Annotated in this window: 21 protein-coding genes and 2 riboswitches; of the genes, 15 read left to right on the top strand and 6 right to left on the bottom strand. The window is 38.3% G+C overall.

Translation table 11 applies throughout. The features are described from left to right. Positions 1-8: 8 nt before the first annotated feature. The 4 genes from BMZ99_RS11160 to BMZ99_RS11150 all read right to left on the bottom strand — a co-directional run bounded on the left by BMZ99_RS11160 (position 9) and on the right by BMZ99_RS11150 (position 3,167). Positions 9-617: a carbohydrate ABC transporter permease gene (locus BMZ99_RS11160; protein ID WP_245754926.1), complete on the bottom strand. Its 609-nt coding sequence runs from the start codon at positions 615-617 to the stop codon at positions 9-11. After that, on the bottom strand, positions 586-906 hold the full coding sequence (locus BMZ99_RS27010) for an ABC transporter permease family protein (RefSeq protein WP_245754925.1): 321 nt from the start codon (positions 904-906) through the stop codon (positions 586-588). Before BMZ99_RS27010 ends, BMZ99_RS11160 begins: the two co-directional genes overlap by 32 nt. Further along, on the bottom strand, positions 896-1,774 hold the full coding sequence (locus BMZ99_RS11155) for a carbohydrate ABC transporter permease (protein WP_090936795.1): 879 nt from the start codon (positions 1,772-1,774) through the stop codon (positions 896-898). The genes BMZ99_RS27010 and BMZ99_RS11155 overlap by 11 nt, the downstream gene beginning before the upstream one ends. An 85-nt stretch (positions 1,775-1,859) precedes the next feature. After that, on the bottom strand, positions 1,860-3,167 hold the full coding sequence (locus BMZ99_RS11150; RefSeq protein WP_090936791.1) for an ABC transporter substrate-binding protein: 1,308 nt from the start codon (positions 3,165-3,167) through the stop codon (positions 1,860-1,862). A gap of 209 nt (positions 3,168-3,376) precedes the next feature. Between BMZ99_RS11150 and BMZ99_RS11145 the strand changes: the two genes are divergently transcribed. From BMZ99_RS11145 to BMZ99_RS11125, 5 genes are all read left to right on the top strand, one after another. Then, positions 3,377-4,309 (top strand): DMT family transporter, encoded by a 933-nt coding sequence (locus BMZ99_RS11145; protein ID WP_090936788.1) that lies wholly within the window; start codon positions 3,377-3,379, stop codon positions 4,307-4,309. Positions 4,310-4,577: 268 nt separating this feature from the next. Continuing rightward, positions 4,578-4,754: riboswitch (M-box (ykoK) riboswitch) on the top strand. Then, complete coding sequence (locus BMZ99_RS27365) at positions 4,754-4,879, top strand: hypothetical protein (protein ID WP_281246783.1); 126 nt, start codon at positions 4,754-4,756, stop codon at positions 4,877-4,879. (Overlaps the previous riboswitch by 1 nt.) Positions 4,880-4,884: 5 nt before the next feature. Beyond that, a riboswitch (M-box (ykoK) riboswitch) is annotated at positions 4,885-5,055 on the top strand. Positions 5,056-5,264: 209 nt separating this feature from the next. Beyond that, a complete protein-coding gene (locus BMZ99_RS11135; protein WP_090936782.1) occupies positions 5,265-6,554 on the top strand; it encodes a magnesium transporter in 1,290 nt (429 codons plus the stop codon). Positions 6,555-6,556: 2 nt separating this feature from the next. Continuing rightward, entirely contained in the window at positions 6,557-7,831 is a 1,275-nt protein-coding gene (locus tag BMZ99_RS11130) for an Nramp family divalent metal transporter (protein WP_090936779.1), read from the top strand. 133 nt (positions 7,832-7,964) lie between these two features. Continuing rightward, entirely contained in the window at positions 7,965-8,531 is a 567-nt protein-coding gene (locus tag BMZ99_RS11125; protein ID WP_090936776.1) for a nitroreductase family protein, read from the top strand. Positions 8,532-8,575: 44 nt separating this feature from the next. Here BMZ99_RS11125 and nfsA read toward each other — a convergent pair whose 3' ends face one another. Beyond that, positions 8,576-9,313 (bottom strand): oxygen-insensitive NADPH nitroreductase, encoded by a 738-nt coding sequence (gene nfsA, locus BMZ99_RS11120; protein ID WP_090936774.1) that lies wholly within the window; start codon positions 9,311-9,313, stop codon positions 8,576-8,578. A 136-nt stretch (positions 9,314-9,449) separates the two neighbouring features. Here nfsA and BMZ99_RS11115 point away from each other — a divergent pair, with 136 nt between their 5' ends. Next, positions 9,450-9,920: a hypothetical protein gene (locus BMZ99_RS11115; protein ID WP_090936772.1), complete on the top strand. Its 471-nt coding sequence runs from the start codon at positions 9,450-9,452 to the stop codon at positions 9,918-9,920. Between the two features lies 1 nt (position 9,921). Here the strand turns inward: BMZ99_RS11115 and BMZ99_RS11110 are convergent, their stop codons facing one another. Next, positions 9,922-10,611 (bottom strand): HAD family hydrolase, encoded by a 690-nt coding sequence (locus BMZ99_RS11110; protein WP_090936769.1) that lies wholly within the window; start codon positions 10,609-10,611, stop codon positions 9,922-9,924. A gap of 173 nt (positions 10,612-10,784) precedes the next feature. On the opposite strand from BMZ99_RS11110, the gene mutY reads away from it, so the two are divergent. The 9 genes from mutY to BMZ99_RS11065 all read left to right on the top strand — a co-directional run bounded on the left by mutY (position 10,785) and on the right by BMZ99_RS11065 (position 20,043). Next, positions 10,785-11,867: an A/G-specific adenine glycosylase gene (gene mutY, locus BMZ99_RS11105; protein WP_090936766.1), complete on the top strand. Its 1,083-nt coding sequence runs from the start codon at positions 10,785-10,787 to the stop codon at positions 11,865-11,867. Between the two features lie 21 nt (positions 11,868-11,888). Further along, positions 11,889-12,389 carry a peptide-methionine (S)-S-oxide reductase MsrA gene (gene msrA, locus BMZ99_RS11100; protein ID WP_090936763.1) on the top strand — a complete coding sequence of 167 codons (501 nt, stop codon included), beginning with the start codon at positions 11,889-11,891 and terminating at the stop codon, positions 12,387-12,389. A gap of 226 nt (positions 12,390-12,615) precedes the next feature. After that, positions 12,616-12,897 carry a citrate lyase acyl carrier protein gene (citD, locus tag BMZ99_RS11095; protein ID WP_090936760.1) on the top strand — a complete coding sequence of 94 codons (282 nt, stop codon included), beginning with the start codon at positions 12,616-12,618 and terminating at the stop codon, positions 12,895-12,897. 34 nt (positions 12,898-12,931) lie between these two features. Continuing rightward, positions 12,932-13,816 (top strand): aldolase/citrate lyase family protein, encoded by an 885-nt coding sequence (locus BMZ99_RS11090; protein WP_090936757.1) that lies wholly within the window; start codon positions 12,932-12,934, stop codon positions 13,814-13,816. 1 nt (position 13,817) lies between these two features. Continuing rightward, positions 13,818-15,359, top strand: coding sequence for a citrate lyase subunit alpha (citF, locus tag BMZ99_RS11085; protein ID WP_090936752.1), 1,542 nt, complete (start codon positions 13,818-13,820; stop codon positions 15,357-15,359). 123 nt (positions 15,360-15,482) lie between these two features. Further along, positions 15,483-17,090 carry a Spo0B domain-containing protein gene (locus BMZ99_RS11080; protein WP_090936749.1) on the top strand — a complete coding sequence of 536 codons (1,608 nt, stop codon included), beginning with the start codon at positions 15,483-15,485 and terminating at the stop codon, positions 17,088-17,090. Beyond that, on the top strand, positions 17,074-17,751 hold the full coding sequence (locus BMZ99_RS11075) for a response regulator (RefSeq protein ID WP_245754924.1): 678 nt from the start codon (positions 17,074-17,076) through the stop codon (positions 17,749-17,751). Before BMZ99_RS11080 ends, BMZ99_RS11075 begins: the two co-directional genes overlap by 17 nt. A 299-nt stretch (positions 17,752-18,050) precedes the next feature. Beyond that, positions 18,051-19,298 (top strand): sensor histidine kinase, encoded by a 1,248-nt coding sequence (locus tag BMZ99_RS11070; protein WP_217645079.1) that lies wholly within the window; start codon positions 18,051-18,053, stop codon positions 19,296-19,298. A 166-nt stretch (positions 19,299-19,464) separates the two neighbouring features. Further along, positions 19,465-20,043 carry a TetR/AcrR family transcriptional regulator gene (locus tag BMZ99_RS11065; protein ID WP_090936741.1) on the top strand — a complete coding sequence of 193 codons (579 nt, stop codon included), beginning with the start codon at positions 19,465-19,467 and terminating at the stop codon, positions 20,041-20,043. The last annotated feature ends 38 nt before the right edge of the window (positions 20,044-20,081 follow it).

Here is a 20,081-nt window from a genome sequence, read left to right as displayed (position 1 = left end):
AAGTTTATCTATCCTTTCACCCCAGATTGCATAAAGGTATTCATAATAAAACGCTGACAGGTTAGGTATAATAAGAGGGGGGGCAAGGCAGTAAGCATGGCGACTGCCATGGCAATGCCCCATTCACTGCCGCCTTCAGCACTGATAAACATTTGTAAAGCCAGAGGCAATGTGTACGTGGGTTTATCATGTAGAATGAGCAGTGGCCAAAAGTAATCGTTCCAAGAGTTAATAAAGAAGACAATTCCCATGGCAATGACGGAAGGTTTGATAAGTGGTAATATAATTCGTGTTAATATGACCCAAGGACTGGCGTTTTCTAATCTTCCTGCTTCTAGCAATGGCTTAGGGATATTGCGCATGCTTTGACGCATTAAGAAGATTCCCATGCCGTCAGCTAGCTGAGGCAGTATGACTCCCCAAGGCGTATTCAATAAACCAAGTTTGGATATAAGCAAATAGTTTGGCATCATGACAACGGTAATGGGAATAAAAAAGGTCAGTAATAATGTGTTAAAAAGCTTTTCTTTATGGGAGAATTCATAATAAACAAAAGCAAAACCAGCTAAAATACTTGTGATAATCTTAGCAAGAGTGATACTGCTGGCAATCAGCATAAACAAAAGCAAAACCAGCTAAAATACTTGTGATAATCTTAGCAAGAGTGATACTGCTGGCAATCAGCAAGGTATTTACAATATACTGAACAAGTGGGAGATTCTTCAGCACATACAAGTAATTGTCTAGTACAGGTTTGGCGGGAAGGGGATTTAACGTGGATAAGAAAATTTGATCCATAGTCTTAAAGGAAGTGGAAAGCATAAAGAAGAGAGGCCAAAGTTGAATCACTACTGCGAATAAGAGTAAAATATGCCAGTACCAGTCTCGATAGCTGTTAATTTTCATAGTGCACCTTCTTGTCTAATACCTTCGTCTTCACAATCAAAAAGAGGGCATATAGTAGCATCGTTACTATGGCGAAGGCAGAAGCTTTGCCTGTCTGAAAGAAGACAAAACCGTATTGATACACGATGTATACCAAATTGGTGCTGCCTTGGTCTGGACCACCTTGCGTTAACATATTCACGGGAACAAGAACGTATTGTAAACCAAATACAACGGTAATTACAAAGACATAAAGAGCTGTTGACGATGTCATAGGGACGATAATGCGTCGAAAAAGCTGCCAATTGGAGACATTTTCTAGGCGAGCGGCTTCAATCAGTTCTTTAGGAACATCCACCATAGCAGCTACTAGTAGAATGAGGTTATAGCCAAAAACTTTCCAGCCAATAATCAGTCCAATAATGATAATAACTAACCCAGACTCTTTGAACCAACGAGGGGATTCTAAACCAATTGCAGAAAGGATAATATTGAGGGGGCCAGCTAAGGGATTCAATATCCAAAGGAAGAGAATACTGGCTACAGCCAGAGAAACTGTACTGGGAATGAATAAGGCGGAACGATAAAAGAAGCTGAAACGATTGAGACGATGAGCAATAATAAAGGATAAAAGATAAGGTAAAATGAAATTGACACAAACTAAGACCAAAATATAAAGGATTGTATTTAAGAGTATTTTGATCAATTCGCCGCTAGAAAGTAACTGTAGATAATTTTGAAGTCCTACGAATTTCATCGTAGGGCTTACCATATTCCAGGAGTGGAAGCTGAGCCAGACGTCTTGCAATAGCGGCCAATAAGCAAAAAGTAATAATGTAATGACGGCTGGCGCTAGAAATAAAACAGACTGCCAAGTAAAACGACTCATTTGGTTTGTTATCCTTCCATAAGTAGTAAGCATAAAATGTCGTAAAAAACTTTTGACTTCTTACGACATTTTTAGCTTTTTTTGATTAAAGCATAGAATTGATTTTAGCAGCTGCTTGTTTGAGAGCATCAGCAGCAGATTGTTTTCCACTGAGTATGATATCCCGGACATCAATTAGTGCTTGTTCAGCTTGTAAACCATTAGCACCAGGGAAGCTAGCCCATTTCACAACTTCAGGCATTTGAGACATAGCCACTTGCATATTTTTATTTTGTTCGGCAAAATCTTTTAATCCTTGAGGATCTTCTGTCACTCCTTTGCGTGGTGGCAGATAGCCAGTACCCTTACTCCAAAGAGCGAGAGCTCCAGGAGATTCTAAGAATTTAACGAAGCGCCAAGCTGCTTTTTGTTTGTCAGGATCCTGAGAAAAGATCATGAGTAAATTTCCGCCTGCAGGGAGTCTTCTTGTTTTTCCTTCAAACGATGGGAACTGTGCAGCCATGACGGTAAATTTTGCACTTTTTTCAAAGTTATCCCGCTTGCCAATTGTTGTGCATACCATGCCTAGTTTTCCGCTTAAGAAGGCTTGGAAGGCTTCTTCGTTTGTTGCGTGAAGACCGTTACCGTTTTTCACCATATCTGCAAGTACTTGATAGGCCTCGGATGCTTCAGGAGTGTCAAAACCAGCCATAGTGCGGCCATCTTTTTTTGCTAAAATTTGTCCGCCGTTCGATTCTATCAAAGCTTGTTGTGCCCAGTTGTCAGCATATTCTTGCATGAAGAAGCCCATGATACCTGTTTTTTCTTTAATGGTTTTGGCATATTGAGTTACTTCTTGCCAAGTGCGTGGTGGCTGGTTTGGATCTAAACCAGCTTGTTTAAAAACATCTGGATTGTAGTAGAGTACAGGTACACTGACAGAGTAAGGAATTCCAATTTGTTTACCATCATCAGTTGTAGCTAAGGCAAGTACATTCGGCAGAAAATTATCTTGTAAGTAGCTGTTATCTTCTGGTGATAGTTTTGTGATAATATCGGGTATAGACGCATACTTTAAATTTTCACCTGCATAATTTAAGTAGCTGTAGCCCATTTGTACAACATCAGGATTTTTCCCAGATGCCATAGCCGCCTGCAAATTTTGTGTTAATCCCTTATACATGTCAGGATTATATTTTTCTACGACTTCAATATCAGGATTTTCTTTGTTGAATTGTTCTACCAGTTGTTTCACGGAAGGACCGCCAAAACTTTCTGCATTTACATGCCAATATTCAATCATAACCTTGCTTGGGGTTTTTGAGGATGTGTTTTGAGAATTGCCGCACCCTAAAGCTAAAATAGTGAATGCTCCGATGCATAGCAAAACAACTAACTGAGTTATTTTTTTCAATGTTTAGCCCTCCTAGATAATTTATGTACAATATAATAATATCTTTATTAAGAGAAGGCTATTGTTAGAGAAAGATTAAATCTATATTAAGTTCTAAAGTAATTTAGTTTAGCCGTGTAAGATAGCATGAGGAAGCTGTCCTTTGACTAATATTGTTATATGTGATAGATTGTATCTTAATTAAAATACAAATTAGAGAGTGGGTTATTATGAGTATACTTAGATCGAATATATTACTTTTACTTGCTGCAGCTATTTGGGGATTGGCTTTTGTGGCACAGCGAGTAGGGATGGAATATGTAGGACCCTTTACCTTTAATGGTGTGAGATTTGCTTTGGGAGGGCTTTCTTTACTGCCCTTAATTTTTTATTATCAAAATCGCTCTCCCAAGGACAATCGGGCAGAAGAGGGAACAAAGCAGGTAATGATAGCGGGGATCATTGCTGGTATTGTATTATTTATTGCCGCAACTTTGCAGCAAATTGGATTAATCTATACAACCGCGGGGAAAGCTGCATTTATTACTTGCCTATATATTGTACTTGTACCGATATTAGGAATTCTTCTAAAACAATATGTCAGTATGAGCACTTGGATTGGTTCTGTAATCGCCGTTGTAGGTTTATACTTTCTTTGTGTGAAAGATGGTCTTTATATTTCCTATGGAGAGATATTAGAACTTACAGGAGCATTTTTTTGGGCAATTCACATTTTAATAATTGATCATTTTTCTTGTCGTGTACCAGTATTGAAGTTGGCTTTTTTTCAGTTTATTACTTGTTCTATCTTGAGTTTAATCTCAGCATTGTTCTTGGAAACGATTAGTATTGAGTCTATTTATCAAGCTGCTGTTCCTATTTTATACGGCGGTATTTTTTCTGTAGGCGTTGCTTATACCCTGCAAGTTGTTGCGCAAAAAAGTGCTCAACCTTCTCATGCTGCCATTATTCTAAGTATGGAAACCGTATTTGCTGCCATTGGCGGCTGGTTGATTTTAAATGAGAGGTTAGGTTTTCAGGAAACGTTAGGGTGTGTCATTATGTTCGCCGGAATGCTTTTGTCTCAACTGCAAAATTTGACGAGACCAAAAGAGAGTGTAAATGATACGGCAATTGATTCGGAAAGCAATATGGTGCCATAATGAATAAGATATAGAGAAATGATAGGATTGCTTTTCTTATGAAAAGAATGTGAAAAAGCAGTAAAGGACTAGAAGAATTAGAAGTAGGAACGCATATTAAATAGGTAAAGGAATAAAAATGGACATAAAGGGAGATTTAAGGGGATAATCGCTAGTGATGAACGTTTTTCTTCTATAAGATCATATTAATAAGGCAATTAAACATTTGACGAAATGTAAAATAGGTATTGACACATTTCGCTAAAAGTAGTACGCTCATAATAGAAAAATAATTCTTCGTTAGGTGAGGCTCCTGCATAAACATAGGCCACTGCCCGGAAATGTCGAGAGACGCCAATGGGTAGAACAGGTATTACCGGATTAAGGTTTTACTTAAGGTGGCTGAGGGATTTTTACTTTTACTCTACGTTATGCAGTGCCAAAACTCGTACGAGTGGGGAAGGTATGAGTGTATTAAATTCGCTTTTTAAGCCTTCCGGTAACGGGGGCTTTATCTATTTTCTTGCTTTGGATGAACAATGTGGCTGTAGCTGGATATACTATAGTAAGGCAGGAAAATTAGAAATGTAAATATAGAACTTCTTCGTTAGGTGAGGCTCCTGTATAAACACAGGCCACTGCCCGGAAACGTCGAAAGACGCCAATGGGTAGAACAGGTATTACCGAATTAAGGTTTTACTCAAGGTGGCTGAGGATTGTATACCTCTACGTTATGCAGTGCTAAAACTCAACGATTGGAGAAGGTCAGAGCAAGTATGAAGCATGGCAGCATGAAAAGACCTTCTTATCTAATGAGAAGGTCTTTTCATTTTAATTCATATAGGAAGGTATACTAGAAATAGGAGGTGGTTTTATGGATTCCGGACCCAGTGATCATATAATAAAGCATCAAAGTAACAACTTGTCTGTTCACGTTAAAGCGGACGGACTCCAGGCAAAGAAGGAGGAATAAAATATGAATGCATTAAAAATGGTAGGTGAATTCTACTTTAGCCAATTAATCGGTCAGTCGATTTATGATAAAGCAGGAAATCGTTTTGGGCGGGTAAAAGATATCGCAGTGCGCTGGGATGGTGTATATCCGAGGGTAATTGGTGTCAAATATGCAAATAAAATACATAATCTGATTCCAATGGAATGGATTGTACTTGGCGATAATGATAGGATAGAGCTCATCGGAAACTTTACTGTCGATCAAACGGTCCCTTTGCATGAAAATGATATTTATGCCAGCAAATGGCTGCTGGATAAACAGATCATTGATATTAAAGGTTCTAAAATGGTAAGGGTAAACGATATTATATTATCTTGGGTAGTGCAGGATGGAAAGCAGCATATGGTGTTAGTCGCTGTTGACATTGGTGTTCGGGGCTTATTCAGGCGATTGGGTTTGGAATTTTTCTTTACAAAGTTCAAACAAAATTGGCTGATTTTAGAGTTTATTAAGCCTTTAGAAAGCTGGAATTCACATCTTCAACTCAATCGTTTAAAGCAGCAGCTGACCGAACTTCATCCCGCAGATATTGCAGAATTACTTGAGGAAATGGATTATAAACGTCGTGCCAACTTTATAGAAAACCTAGATGATCAACAGGCAATTGATACCTTGGCAGAATTGAATCTAGATACCCAGGTAGAAATTATTGAACAAATGGACGCACAGAGAGCATCGGATATTTTAGAAGAGATGGCTCCAGATGAAGCGGCTGATATTTTGGGTGAACTGCCAGCAGAAAAATCCGAAGGATTGCTCCAATTAATGGAAAGTGATGACGCTGAGGATGTTAGAGAACTTATGCAGTATGAGCAAGGTACTGCTGGAGCGTTAATGACGAATGAGTTTATTGCATTTTCTTCTCATATTACCACGGAAGAGGCTATCAATCAGTTGCGAGAATTATCACCGACGGCTGAGACCATTTATTACCTATACGTTATGGATGATGAAGAGCATCTTCAGGGAGTTCTGTCATTGCGGGAATTAATTGTTGCTGCACCTCAAACAACTTTGAAAGATTTGATGCACACGAAAGTGGCGGTAGTGCAGGATCAGGATAATTACCAAAAGGTAGCGGAGGTTATTAATAAATATAGTTTATTAGCCGTACCAGTGGTTGATGAACAAAATGTTATGGTCGGAATTGTAACAGTCGATGATATTCTTGATATATTAATGCCAGAGCGCGGCAAACTAGATACGTACTCCTGGTTTGCCTTAACAAAAACGGCAGGGCGGGGGCGATAAAGATGAATGCACTAAAGAATATGCGTAAGAGATTAGGATTATTCCTAGCTGTAATGGGACCAGGAATTGTCACCGCATTTGCTGATAATGATGCTGGCGGTATTGCCACCTATGCTGCTGCTGGAGCAAAATATGGCTATGGACTGCTATTTATTGTATTAATCAGCAGTATTTGCCTAGCGATTGCCCAAGAGATATCTGCAAGGACAGGAGCTGTTACAGGACGGGGGTTATCGGATTTAATCCGTGAATTATTTGGCGTTAAATGGACCTTTTTTGCAATGAGTGTATTGTTAATTGCTAATATAGGGACTACGGCTTCCGAATTTTCAGGTATTGCGACGAGCTTTGAAATTTTTGGTGTAAGTAAATACATTGCAGTGCCCATTATGGCGTTTTTAATTTGGTGGCTGGTATTAAAGGCTGATTATGGAAAAATAGAAAAGATTTTCTTAGTGTTGTGTGCTACTTTTCTAAGTTATGTTATTTCAGGTGTCATTATTGATCCGCCATGGGGTGAAGTATTTGTAGCATCGCTTACACCAAGCTTTTCAACTGATGCTGATTTTCTAATTATGGCGATTGGTGTAATTGGCACCACGATTACACCCTGGGGACAGTTTTATGTTCAGGCATCCATTGTTGATAAGGGAATCACTGCTGAAGATTATAAATATACCTTTTGGGATGTGATGTTTGGTGCATTTTTTACGTGGCTGATTGCTTTTTTCATTATCGTGGCAACAGCAGCTACTTTACATGTAAATAACATTGACATTGATACTGTAAAAGATGCAGCGATGGCATTAAAGCCAATGGCTGGTGAGTATGCCAGTTTGCTATTTTCTTTTGGTTTATTAGGGGCTTCTATGTTGGCGGCATTTATACTGCCTCTTAGTACGGCCTATGCTGTTTGCGAGGCATTAGGTTTTGAAAGCGGTGTTAGTAAAACCTATAAAGAGGCTCCTGCTTTTTTTGGTCTATATACGGCATTAATCGTTATTGGTGCTGGATTGGTATTATGGCCGGATTTATCATTGTATCAAGTAATGCTTACTTCCCAAGTTGTTAACGGCACACTTTTACCGCCCATCCTAATTTTTATGGTGCTGATCGCGAATAATAAAAACATCATGGGTAATTATGTAAATCCTGCATGGTACAATGTGGTCTCATGGACATTTACCGTAGTGTTGATTCTATTGACCCTGATGCTTTTAGCGTCTACATTAATGCCAGACTTTATGGAGAATGTAGTAAAGTATTTAGGATTATAGATACTTAATTCAGATGAAGCTTTTGTTTCATCTGAATTTTTAATTATGATATGGGACTAGATTGGGAATTAAAGGTTAAAATAGAGTAGATGTCGAAAAAGACTTTAAAATATAAAATGGGGGGAATCACTATATGTTTTATGATTTAATTGTTTCTAATCGTTCCTATCGACGATTTCATGAAGAACACAGTATCTCAGTAGAAAGAATGAGAGAACTTGTTGATTACGGGAGATTATCGCCTTCAGGAGCTAATAAACAGCCTTTGAAATATATCATATCAAGGGATAAATCAAAGAATGATTCAATATTCCCCCATTTACAGTGGGCTGGTTACTTAAAGGACTGGGCAGGACCAGAAGAAGGAGAACGGCCTTCTGGTTATATTGTGATTCTTCAAGATACGAATATAGGGCCCAGTGGTGTTGATCATGGAATTGCAGCACAGAGTATTTTGCTTGGAGCACGCTCCATGGAGCTTGGCGGGTGCATCATTCAAAGTATTAAGCGTAACGAGCTGAAAACTGCATTGCAGATTTCTGATCAATACGAAATTTTACTTGTTATTGCTTTAGGTAAGCCAAAAGAGACTGTTATTCTCGATGAAATTAATGATGGAGAGGACATAAAATACTGGCGGGATAATAATCAGGAACATCATGTACCAAAACGTAAGCTGCAGGATATTATTGTAGAATAAGCAATAAAAGTCTGATCCATTTTGTGGATCAGACTTTTGTGCTTTTATTTCATCTCAAACCCTTTCGTTTCTAAAAAGTTCTTCATATGAGGGCGCTGCTTGTCTTTTAGGAAAGATGACATACCTTCTGTCCAGGTATTGTTTCTTTGTCCATTGGTTCTCGCGATATAATAATCTCTAATGCTATGGTCATATTCTTTTAAGATTTCTTCATCTCCCTCAGTATGATAACTATCTTCTTTAAAGATTAAGGATAAAGGGAGACGAGGTTTAACTTTATTTCGGATTTCAGGGTAGCCGAGACACATGCCAAAGACAGGGTATACGTTATGGGGAAGGTTTAGTGACTCGCAAACATCTTCAGGATTATTTCGTAATGCACCGATATATACACCGCCAAGGCCCACTGATTCTGCTGCAACCATGATGTTTTGCGCTGCTAGGCTTGTATCAACAGTAGCTAAAATAAAATTTTCCGTATAACCGCTTTCAAATCGTTTATTATTCATTCTACAGGCTTTGCCTAATCGGTTTAAATCAGCACAAAATACTAAGAAAACGGGGCTTTCTTCAACACAGGCCTGATTGCCTGCTAATTTAGCAATAGATTTTCTCTTAATTTTGTCTTTTACCCTGATAATGGTATAGGCCTGGATGTGATTGGAGGTGGAAGCTTGCTGGCCTGCCTTAATGATTTCTATTAGCAGTTGATCATCAACGGGCTGCGTGGTAAACTTACGAACCGATACATGTTTTTTTAACAATTCGATTACATGATTCATGGTAAAACCTCCTAAAAATAAATGGAAGAAAATTGGAAATGAGTTGCTTTGCAATGTCATGTGATTTACACTAGTAGTAGAATATAATTATAATACAATTTGTTTAATGGTATATAAGGGTGTAAAGGAGATTATTGTGAAGAGAATTTTAAAAGTGATATGCTTTTCTCTAATCGCGGTAGTTTTATTGGGGGCTTACTTGTATTTTCAGAGACATGATATAGACGAAAAAAACAAATCAGAGAATGGTACGGAAAATATCCCTCCCGCTGAAACTGTAATTCTAAATAGGGAGGGTGACAGCAAGGCTATAAAGGTAGAGGAGGGGCAGGCTGCTGTAGATCCCTCTAACCAGTTGGAAAGCCAAAAGATAAACCTCTCTTCTGTGCCCGCAGTCACTTCACATGAAGATTCTGTAGATCTGGAAGAACATACATACTCTATTAAGAATAAAAAGAAGGAAATTATTCTCAGCCCGGGCGTGAGTTTTCAGCCTAGTAAAGGCATCACGATAAAAATCCCTGGCGAGCAAGAAGTAATTAAAGTTGAGCGTGATAAAACCTATCATCCTGATAGTATACACATGTTTTGGGAAAAGAAGTATTAAACTATTTTCTTCTCTCCAAGTGTTCTGCAAATTCTTGGGGTGAAGGCAGTGTAGAGACAGCCCACCATGGCGAGTGATCCTGCAATTCTTGCAATGTATATCCCCCTGTAGCTACTGCAATAGTTTGCACACCAATGGCCTTACCACAGTCAATATCATTAGGCGTATCACCAATAACATACACTTGATCCAAAGGAACTTGCGGGTAGTGCTGCTGTAATTTTACGAGGGCTTGTTTGGATATCTCTCTGCGATTGAAGCAATTGTCGCAAAAAGCGCTGGATGAGAAATTGAAAAAGCTATCCAGCTCATATTGGCGTAATTTTGCTTTAGCACCAAATTCGGTGTTGCCTGTAAGGATTAAGGATACGTAGTCTGGATTCTGCTGCAGGTAGATCAGAATATCTTTTACTGAAGGAGTAAGATGACCTTTGCGGGATGCTAAGTGGCTTGGCAATATTTTTTCGTAAAGGCTGACTAGATTGCAGATTTCATGGACAGAGGGTTCCCGTCCTGTGGCGAGAAGGAGTATTTGATGTGAAATATAATAGTCGGTCATGCCAGCTGTTTTAATAGTAGTAAAATCAACTTTTGTATGCAGGGCTTCGGAAACTGCTTCTTCAAAAGCATATAAGCCGGCTTTTGCTGTTTTCAATAAAGTGCCGTCAATATCCCAAAACAAAATCTTCAAGCAATGTGCCTCCTTCCTAAAATGATTCTATACTATAATTAGATACTTACCTTCAATATCCTTGTTCTATATAATTTTTTCTTCTTATGAAAAAATACTTTATAGAGGGATAGTTAAAAAATTATAAATTATGAAAAAAGCTTAAGTAAGCAGCGTAATAATAAGGAGAAGAAATGAAAATTGCACAGTTATTATTGACATGGTATGAAGATTTTAAACGAGATTTGCCATGGCGCAGGAATAAAGATCCCTATAGGATATGGGTTTCAGAGATTATGCTGCAACAAACTCGGGTAGAGGCTGTTAAGCCCTATTTTGATAGATGGATGGAAAGATTCCCTGATTTAAAAAGTTTAGCAGAGGCTGAGGAAGAGGAAGTAGTCCGTTACTGGCAAGGATTGGGGTATTATTCCCGGGCTAGAAATCTACTGCAAGGGGTACGAGAGGTGAACCAATCCTATGGCGGACAAGTACCGCAAACGAAAGAAGAGGTTATAGGTCTTGCCGGCGTTGGTGACTATACTGCCGGGGCTATTTTAAGTATTGCTTATAATAAAAAAGAGCCAGCTATTGATGGAAATGTTCTGCGGGTTTTTAGCCGACTATTTTGTGTAGAGGAAGACATTTCGTCTCCTGCTGCTAAAAAAAATATAAAACAGCTGGTTGCCGATGAGATGTCCGAAGAGCAGCCTGGTGACTTTAATCAGGCTTTAATGGATTTAGGATCATCTATTTGCATTCCGAAAACACCCCGGTGTGCCTTATGTCCGCTAGCAGACTGCTGCTATGCAAAAAGAAATGGCAAGGAAGGACAGCTTCCTGTAAAGAAGAAAAAAGCACCGCCTAAAGCAGTGCGTCTTATCGCAGGAGTGATTCGTCAAGGTGAATTTTATCTATTGCATCAAAGGCCTAATAAAGGTTTATTAGCGGGGATGTGGGAATTTCCAACTGTAGAAATTAAGGAAGATGGAGATCCTATGGATATCTTTCGTCAGGGCATTCATAAAAAAACAGGTCAGGTGATTGAATTAGAAAGATTACTGCTGCAGTGCACACATATTTTTAGTCATCGGCAATGGGATATATCCTTCCATTATTGTATCGTTGCACCAGACCGAATTGTACCGAATGATGAGGGACTAAAGTGGGTAAACCGTAGAGATTGGGAGAAACTATCTTTTGCCGGACCTCATCGTAAAATGGAAAAATACTTAGCAGAAAAAAATAGCCAAGAGATTTGGCAGGCTTTTGAATAAAAATTGGAGAGGAGATTTGCTATGAAAAAAATTTGGCTGGCAGGAGGGTGCTTCTGGGGTGTGGAAGCCTATTTTCAGCAACTAAAGGGAGTAGCAGGTACCAAAGTAGGATACGGACAAGGACATATAGAAAATCCTACGTATCAGCAAGTATGCTCAGGAAAAACAGGACATACAGAAGTCTGTGAGGTTACGTATCAGGAAGAGGTACTGTCTTTAAGAAAATTATTAGAACATTTTTTTAGAATTATTGACCCAGTAACTCTCAATCGCCAAGGGCCTGATCTAGGGACTCAATATCGCAGTGGCATCTATTATGCAGACAAGGTGGAAAAGGAATGTATCCTGGAATTTATTAAGGAACAGCAAGTATTTCATTCAGAGCCTATAGTAGTTGAAGTAGAGCCTGTTAAGAATTTTTACTTGGCAGAAGCGTACCATCAGGATTATTTACAGAAAACACCCAATGGATATTGTCATGTCGATTTAATGCTGGCAAAAGCAGAAGAAAAAAAGATATAAAGTAGTAAGTATTAGGAGATAGCGGGTAGGCCTTTGATGTTATGTATATGAAATACATCAAGAACTGCCCGATTTTATTTTACCCTATAATTTCATATTAAGAATATTGTGACCAAAATGAACAAAAGCTTTTCTGCCTGTATAGTTAATGTTTTAATAATACACGAAGTTAATTTTAATACGGAGCTAGGTAGTAGTATCAAATTGTAATGGAGGTTTATATAAAATGGCTATCGTAGGAACAGGTCAGGCTGGTACTTTAGAATCCAGTGATATTATGGTTACCATATCTCCTGCTGAAGGTGCCAAGACGGGTATTGTGGTTGATTTGCAGAGTCCTGTTGTTAAGCAATATGGACGCCACATTGAGAATTTAATTGTGAGCTTAGTGAGTGAGCAGGGACTAACTGATGTGAAAGTTTTTGCAAATGACAGAGGCGCGTTAGATTGTACCATTAAAGCTAGGGTCTTAACGGCGGTTGCCCGATGTAAAAAAGATCGCATTTAATTTATAAGTAAGTTAAAAACAGGGGAGGATTATAATGGAAAAGTTGCGTAGAGCCATGATGTTCGTACCAGGCAATAATCCAGGCATGTTACAGAATGCAGGTATTTATAAAGCCGATACGGTGATTTTTGATGTAGAAGATTCTGTATTAGTAAGTGAAAAAGATGCAGCAAGGCAATTAGTGCATAATGCCATTAAATATATCAAATATCCTTGTGAAGTAGCAGTTCGCATAAACCATATCACAACACCCTATGGCCGAGATGATTTAGCAGCCATATTACCTGCGAAACCAGACCTGATTCGTTTGCCGAAAGCAGAAACTGCAGAAGAAATTCGGGAGATTGATGAAATTATTTCTGAGGCAGAAATGAAAAATGGCTTCTCTCAAGGCTCCATTAAGATGATGGCTGCCATTGAAACGGCAAAAGGCTTGATGAAAGCTTATGATATTGCTTCTGCCAGCCCCCGGATGGTAGCTCTTGCTATTGGTGCCGAAGACTTTCTTGCTGATTTAAAAACAACAAGAAGCTCTCATGGTAATGAGTTGTTTGCAGCTAGATCACAAATTTTGTTAGCCGCTCGTGCTGCTGAGATCCAGGCCATTGATACCGTATTTTCCAATGTAAACGATGAAGACGGTTTCATTGCCGAAACGACTCGCATTAAAGAATTGGGCTTTGATGGTAAGTCTGTAATCAACCCACGACAAATCAAATTGCTGTATAAAATATTTACGCCAACAGAAAAAGAGATTGACTTGGCAGAACGAGTTCTTGCAGCGTATGAAGAAGCAAAAGCAAAGAATTCAGGAGTTATTGCCTTAAACGGAAAAATGATTGATGTACCAGTGGTAACACGTGCAGAACGAGTCATTAGTTATGCGATTGCTCTTGGCTTACGCAAAGGGGGGCAATAAGATGCTAAATAAAGCGGGCAGAGATATTCCTTCAGTAATACCGGGTTTCAAAGAAGTAAAATTATATAATGGGCCATTTGCAGCCAATCCTACTGGGCGAGTTGTAGGACCTAAAATTACTGTAAATAAGCCTCGCTCAGAAAAAATTTTAAAATCCATCGATCAGGCTATAGAAGCAACAGGATTAAAGAGTGGGATGACCATTTCATTTCATCATCATTTCCGCAATGGTGATTATGTGCTTAATATGGTAGTGGAGGCTATTGCTCGCAAAGGAATTCGTGATATAACGCTGGCTGCCAGTTCACTAACCAGTACTCATGATGCGATCATTCCTTATATTGAGCAAGGCGTCATCACTGCGATTGAAACAAGTGGCGGCCGCGGAAAATTAGGGGAATTGTTTACCTCCGGTAAATTCTTGAAAAAGCCAGTGCTAATACGTTCGCATGGTGGGCGTGCCAGAGCCATTGAAGCTGGAGAAGTGGTAATTGATGTTGCTTTTATAGGGGCTCCTGCATGTGACACCTATGGCAATATTAATGGTATTGAAGGTAAGTCGGCATGTGGTTCTATGGGATATGCCATGTGCGATGCAGCGTATGCTGATCAGGTAGTTGCCATTACGGATCATCTGGTACCTCACCCCTTGTATCCGATTAGCATTCCCCAAACGAATGTAGATTTTATTGTTGAAGTGGAAGCTATTGGCGACCCAAAAGGGATTGCTTCTGGGGCATTGCGAATTAGTAAAGATCCAAAGGAACTGATTATAGCGGAATATGCCAGTAGTGTTATCGAGTACTCAGGTTACTTCAAAAATGATTATTCTCTGCAATTAGGCAGCGGTGGTGCTTCTTTAGCAGCAGCACAATTTATTAAAGAAAAAATGATAGCCCAGGGTATTGTTGGCAGCTTCGGCGTAGGCGGCATTACAGCTCCTTTTGTAGAAATGCTCGATCAAGGATTATTTAAGACATTGTTTGATGTTCAGGATTTTGATATACCATCGATTGATTCTTTGCGAAATAATCCGAACCATTTGGAAATGTCAGCTTCCTATTATGCAAATCCTCATAATCGAGGACCCATTGTCAACAAGCTGGATGTAGTAATTTTAAGTGCAACAGAAGTAGATGTTGATTTTAATGTAAATGTTATTACCAATTCCAATGGCGTCATTATGGGGGCTTCAGGCGGTCATTGTGACACTGCAGCAGGTGCAGGTCTTTCTATTGTAGTAGCGCCTTTATTACGAGGGCGTTTACCTATGGTACTAGATAAAGTTCATACCATCGTAACACCTGGTGAAACAGTGGATGTCATTGTTACTGAACGAGGGGTTGCAGTGAATCCAAACCGTAAGGATGTTTTCGAAAATTTAAAGCAGGCAAACATTCCTCTCATGTCAATTGAGGAGCTGCAGCAAATTGCTTATGATTTAACAGGAAAACCCGAATCGATTCCGGTTACAGACGAAATAGTAGGTGTCGTCGAATATCGGGATGGTACGATACTTGATGTGATACGTAAACCAGTATAATAAAGATAAAAATGCAGATGGAGTTGCCTTCATCTGCATTTTTATTAGGTATTGTCTCTTATATGAGCAGGAACAAGATAATCCATGTGGAATGTTATGCAGTCATGGGGTGGTTTTTTGTATATGCAAAAAAAGAGAATATCTTTACAATATAAGATTATGCTATTGACAGTAGGAATTGTGTGCCTAGCATTAACTCTGGCTGGTGCGTTTGTGATACATCATATTTATCAGGAAATTCAAGATGATATTGGCAATCGAGCATTATCTATTGGAAGGTCTATTTCTCAAATGCCGCAGGTACGAGAAAGTATACTTTATAATCAACATCCATCAGATGTATTGCAGCCTATTGCCGAGGAATGGCGCAAGTCAACAGGAGCGGCATTTATTGTAATTTCAAATATGAATCAAATCCGTTTGTCCCATCCAACTTCGCAGAATTTAGGAACACCTTTGACCAGTTTATATCGTGACCCGGTTCTAAAAGGTCAGGAATATATGTATATTGCCAAGGGCAGCTTAGCGCCTTCTCTACGGGCAAATGTGCCTATATTTGCAGTAGAAGGGCAGCAAATCGGCTTTGTTTCCGTCGGATTTTATATAGATGAAATTTATAACAAAGTATTAGAAGGCGGTAAGAATGTCTTATATGCCTTACTGATAGCTTTGATACTAAGTATTATTGGCTCGGCACTGGTTGCAAAAAATATAAAGAAAGCCATTTATGGATTAGAGCCTTATGAAATTGCTACGATGTTTAGAGAAAATGAAGCTACTCTTGATGCGTTGCGTGAGGGGGTAGTGGCTGTAGATGTAAAAGGAATAGTCCGTGTTATTAACAATGAAGCTGCGGCTATTATTGGAAAAAAGCCAGAAGAAATATTTGGTCAGGCAATTGCAAACTTTATTGCTGAATTGCGTCTAGATTTTGTCATTGATAGTGGTAAAGCATTGTATGATCAGGAACAGCGTGTGAACGATGTGATTATTCTTGCCAATGTTGTTCCTACTATTGTAGATGACCATGTTGTAGGAGCAGTTATTGCTTTTCGGGATCGTACCGAAATTTCTCGATTAGCAGAAGAAATGACAGGGGTACATCGATTTGTAGATCTTTTGCGTGCCCAAACCCATGAATTTAAAAATAAGCTCCATGCTGTTGCAGGACTCATTCAGTTAGGATCTTACGAGCAAGCCGTAGATTTAATTATTGAAAGTTATGACACGAACCAAGATGAGTTTGAAAAATTGCGCTACAGGATAAAGGATACTGTTACTTTTGGCCTGCTGGTAGGGAAAATGAGTCGTGCAAGAGAACTTGGCATTGAGTTTATTATTACATCTGATACCGCCATGCAAAACTTACCTGGTCAATTAACTAGTGGAGATATGGTAATCATTTTAGGAAATCTCATTGAAAATGCAACAGAAGCTGTTGCGGCTGTCGAGAGTAAAAAAATAATTCTGGGTATTCGAGAAGAAGAGGCGGGAGTTGCAATTATGGTTCAAAATTCGGGACCTTGGATCAATGAGAGTTTGGGTGATAGCATTTATGTAAGGGGCATGTCTGGTAAGGGAGCCCATCGAGGTTATGGACTAGCCTTGGTGTCAGAAAAAATTAAAGTTAATAATGGTTTTATTTCTCATTGCAACCTTCCAGAAGGTGGCGTAGAATTTAAAGTATGGATTCCTTATTGCAGTAAAGGTGAAAATGATGAAGAAAATTAAAGTACTAATAGTAGATGATGATCCTATGGTTGCTGATATTAATAAAAAATTTACGGAAGCTGTGGATGGTTTTTCTGTAGTAGGTATTGCTGGCAATGGTAATAAAGCAATCGAATTGGTCACTAAATTGCAGCCGGATCTAATTATATTAGATATTTACATGCCAGAAGTTGATGGCATGGAAGTATTGGGATTACTGCGTAAAGAAGACGCTGATGTTGATGTGATTCTGATAACGGCGGCGAATGACAGTGAAATGATCAGCCGCGTTATGCGCTATGGTGCAATTGATTACATAATAAAGCCTTTCAAATTCGATCGATATCGCAATACCTTAGAGGCTTATCGAGATTTTAACAACAAAATGAACCGGCAAAGTAGTTTTAGTCAAGCTGAATTGGATAAGTTCTTTTCTGCTAAAATGGCTAAGACTAATGAGCATTTGCCCAAGAACATGCATGGAGTAACCTTAGATTCCATTGTGAACTTATTAAGTGCTGCTAGTGAAGCTTTGTCAGCTGATGAAGTAGCAAGTGAAGTTGGGATTTCTCGCGTTACAGCTCGTCGATATTTAGATTATCTTGTACTAGAAGGAAAATTGCAAATGGTGTTGGAATATATGCCAGTCGGCAGACCTATTCATCGCTTTAAAATGAAGTGATGAATAGGTCTTCTTTTTCGCATTACTCATTGAAAATTTATTAAGTGTTCGGAGTGAATTAAGTACATTTTATGAAAGAATTTGAAAATATTAGGAAGGAATTTTAATAATTCTAGAGAATTTTATGCTCATAGAAAAAATGTAAATTTTAGTAAAAATAAGGTGAATTTTGCAACAGGAGGTGTCATATTAAGGGGCGTGAATAATCATCCTATAGCATTGGAGGGGTATTTCTGAAAAATCATCCCATCATATTGCAAAAGATGCATATCCAATTTTCTAAAAAGACAACAAAATGGATGCAAAATATCGAAATTTCAATTATTAAGAGAAAAATAGAGCGTTTACTATTAAATGTAGCCAATGAATCTGATTTATATCAGCAACTATGTGAAACGTTAACACAGCTGACTTTTATTACGGTAGCATGGGTTGAAGCAATACAAAAAGATAGCTTTGAGATTAAATTAATCGCTCATGCTGGACTTGATAAAAAGACTTTTTCTAATTTGGAATTTACTTGGGATGGTTCCCCTTATAGTCCTGAAACTACGGTTACTGCTGTTAAGACAGGACAGATGATGATTATTAATGATATAAAGAATAATCATCAATATAATGGCTGGCGAGATGAAATTCAGGAAATGAAATCTGGTTCATTTGTATCGATCCCGCTCTTTTATGCGACAAAAGTTATCGGTATACTTAATCTTTATGCGGAAGAGGAGTATGCTTTTGTAAATAAGAGAGTTGCCTTTTTGAAGGAAATAGAAGCGATACTTGCTTTATGGATCAAAAGTATTATGGCAGAACAAGCAGTTTTAGAGGCTCAACATGCGGCTGCGGTGGCAGACTCAATCAAAAATCAGTTTGTTAACAATTTGAGTCATGAAATTAGAACGCCGATGAATTCCATCGTAGGTTTAACTGATTTAACACTAATGACAGATTTAACGGATGAGCAAAGAGAAAATCTAGAACTTGTTAAAATTTCTGCTAGTTCCTTGTTCAAAATAATAACTGAGGTTCTGGATTATTCTAAACTTGAAAATGATGAGATGGTGCAAACGATCTTCAATTTGAAAGACAAAGTCAATGATGTGATCATGATGTTTGCTAGTGCAGCAAGAGAAAAAGGAATTGAACTGTGTCTGGTCTGTGATGAAAATCTATCAGAAGCTGTTATTGGCGATGCAGCCAAAATTATAAAAGTTTTATGTAACTTACTTGGGAATGCTTTGAAATTCACCAATCAGGGGAAAATAGCTGTTGAGGTTTTAGTTGAAGAGCAAAAGGATGAATATGCTATGATCCGGTTAGGTATTAGCGATACTGGCATTGGCATAGCACAGGACAAGAGAGAATTTTTGTTTGAAAGTTTCTCTCAGCTTGACAATACATATACTAAAACATATGGAGGCATCGGATTGGGATTGGCTAGCTCGAAGAAAATTGTGGAGTTATTGGGGGGGGAAATTTGGGTCGAAAGCCAAGAGGGGCTAGGCAGTAAATTTTATTTTACAACTCGAGTTAAAATGATTTCTTAATTTAAATTTACAAAAAAGCAATTATTTTCTAGTTGAGAGAATAATTGCTTTTATCTTGGAAAACAAATACAAATTTACAATTTAAAATATTTATTGACAAAAAATGTGTATTTTTGTATATTAAATGTAAGTTAGTACTAACTAACCAAGTTTTTGGGAGGTGTTTATGTACAAGGCGGTTCTAAAAAGAAAAGAAAGAATTACTATTGCAGCAATTGACTTATTTGATGAGGCGGGAATTAATGGACTTACAACAAAAGAAATCGCCAATCGGCAAAATATAACAGAACCTGCTGTTTACAAGCAGTTTAGCAGTAAGAAAGAAATTGTCACTGCCATTTTGGATCGATACGCAAATTTTGATGATGAAATAAAAAATACAATAGTTGATAATGAAATGACAGGCAGAGCAGGAATCGAATATTTTGTAAATTCCTATACGGAATACTACCAGAATTATCCTCAGATTACTACCGCTATGTTTTCTTTTGATATGTTCCGTTATGATGCACAATTACATGAGAAGATGACTGAAATTATGAAGAAACGATATCAGGTGTTATTTTTTCTGGTGACGGAAGCGAAAGAGAAAAACCAATTTTCTAGAGATATTGATGTACAAGCTATGACGGATGCCGTTTTTGGCATCATATGTTCTACTACGTTTATGTGGAAACTAGATGGATGTCAATTTGATCTCAAGCAAAGAGTCATGAAGGGAATCAAATGTATTTTTGGATCGTAGTAATGAAAATGAATAAGGTTACCACACAATGGTTTCTG

Origin of the sequence: Pelosinus propionicus DSM 13327, from assembly GCF_900114615.1 — a bacterium.
In the GTDB taxonomy this organism is placed as follows: domain Bacteria; phylum Bacillota; class Negativicutes; order DSM-13327; family DSM-13327; genus Pelosinus; species Pelosinus propionicus.
The sequence above is the reverse complement of the archived record's forward strand: the minus strand, read 5'-3'. Positions and strand labels throughout refer to the sequence as shown.

Bases quoted from the DNA above. Each gene is read 5' to 3' on its own strand.
- BMZ99_RS11160 (WP_245754926.1), bottom strand. From the start codon at position 617: ATGCTGATTGCCAGCAGTATCACTCTTGCTAAGATTATCACAAGTATT.
- BMZ99_RS27010 (WP_245754925.1), bottom strand. From the start codon at position 906: ATGAAAATTAACAGCTATCGAGACTGGTACTGGCATATTTTACTCTTA.
- BMZ99_RS11155 (WP_090936795.1), bottom strand. From the start codon at position 1,774: ATGAGTCGTTTTACTTGGCAGTCTGTTTTATTTCTAGCGCCAGCCGTC.
- BMZ99_RS11145 (WP_090936788.1), top strand. From the start codon at position 3,377: ATGAGTATACTTAGATCGAATATATTACTTTTACTTGCTGCAGCTATT.
- BMZ99_RS27365 (WP_281246783.1), top strand. From the start codon at position 4,754: ATGAGTGTATTAAATTCGCTTTTTAAGCCTTCCGGTAACGGGGGCTTT.
- BMZ99_RS11135 (WP_090936782.1), top strand. From the start codon at position 5,265: ATGAATGCATTAAAAATGGTAGGTGAATTCTACTTTAGCCAATTAATC.
- BMZ99_RS11130 (WP_090936779.1), top strand. From the start codon at position 6,557: ATGAATGCACTAAAGAATATGCGTAAGAGATTAGGATTATTCCTAGCT.
- BMZ99_RS11125 (WP_090936776.1), top strand. From the start codon at position 7,965: ATGTTTTATGATTTAATTGTTTCTAATCGTTCCTATCGACGATTTCAT.
- nfsA (WP_090936774.1), bottom strand. From the start codon at position 9,313: ATGAATCATGTAATCGAATTGTTAAAAAAACATGTATCGGTTCGTAAG.
- mutY (WP_090936766.1), top strand. From the start codon at position 10,785: ATGAAAATTGCACAGTTATTATTGACATGGTATGAAGATTTTAAACGA.
- msrA (WP_090936763.1), top strand. From the start codon at position 11,889: ATGAAAAAAATTTGGCTGGCAGGAGGGTGCTTCTGGGGTGTGGAAGCC.
- citD (WP_090936760.1), top strand. From the start codon at position 12,616: ATGGCTATCGTAGGAACAGGTCAGGCTGGTACTTTAGAATCCAGTGAT.
- BMZ99_RS11090 (WP_090936757.1), top strand. From the start codon at position 12,932: ATGGAAAAGTTGCGTAGAGCCATGATGTTCGTACCAGGCAATAATCCA.
- citF (WP_090936752.1), top strand. From the start codon at position 13,818: ATGCTAAATAAAGCGGGCAGAGATATTCCTTCAGTAATACCGGGTTTC.
- BMZ99_RS11080 (WP_090936749.1), top strand. From the start codon at position 15,483: ATGCAAAAAAAGAGAATATCTTTACAATATAAGATTATGCTATTGACA.
- BMZ99_RS11075 (WP_245754924.1), top strand. From the start codon at position 17,074: ATGATGAAGAAAATTAAAGTACTAATAGTAGATGATGATCCTATGGTT.
- BMZ99_RS11070 (WP_217645079.1), top strand. From the start codon at position 18,051: ATGCAAAATATCGAAATTTCAATTATTAAGAGAAAAATAGAGCGTTTA.
- BMZ99_RS11065 (WP_090936741.1), top strand. From the start codon at position 19,465: ATGTACAAGGCGGTTCTAAAAAGAAAAGAAAGAATTACTATTGCAGCA.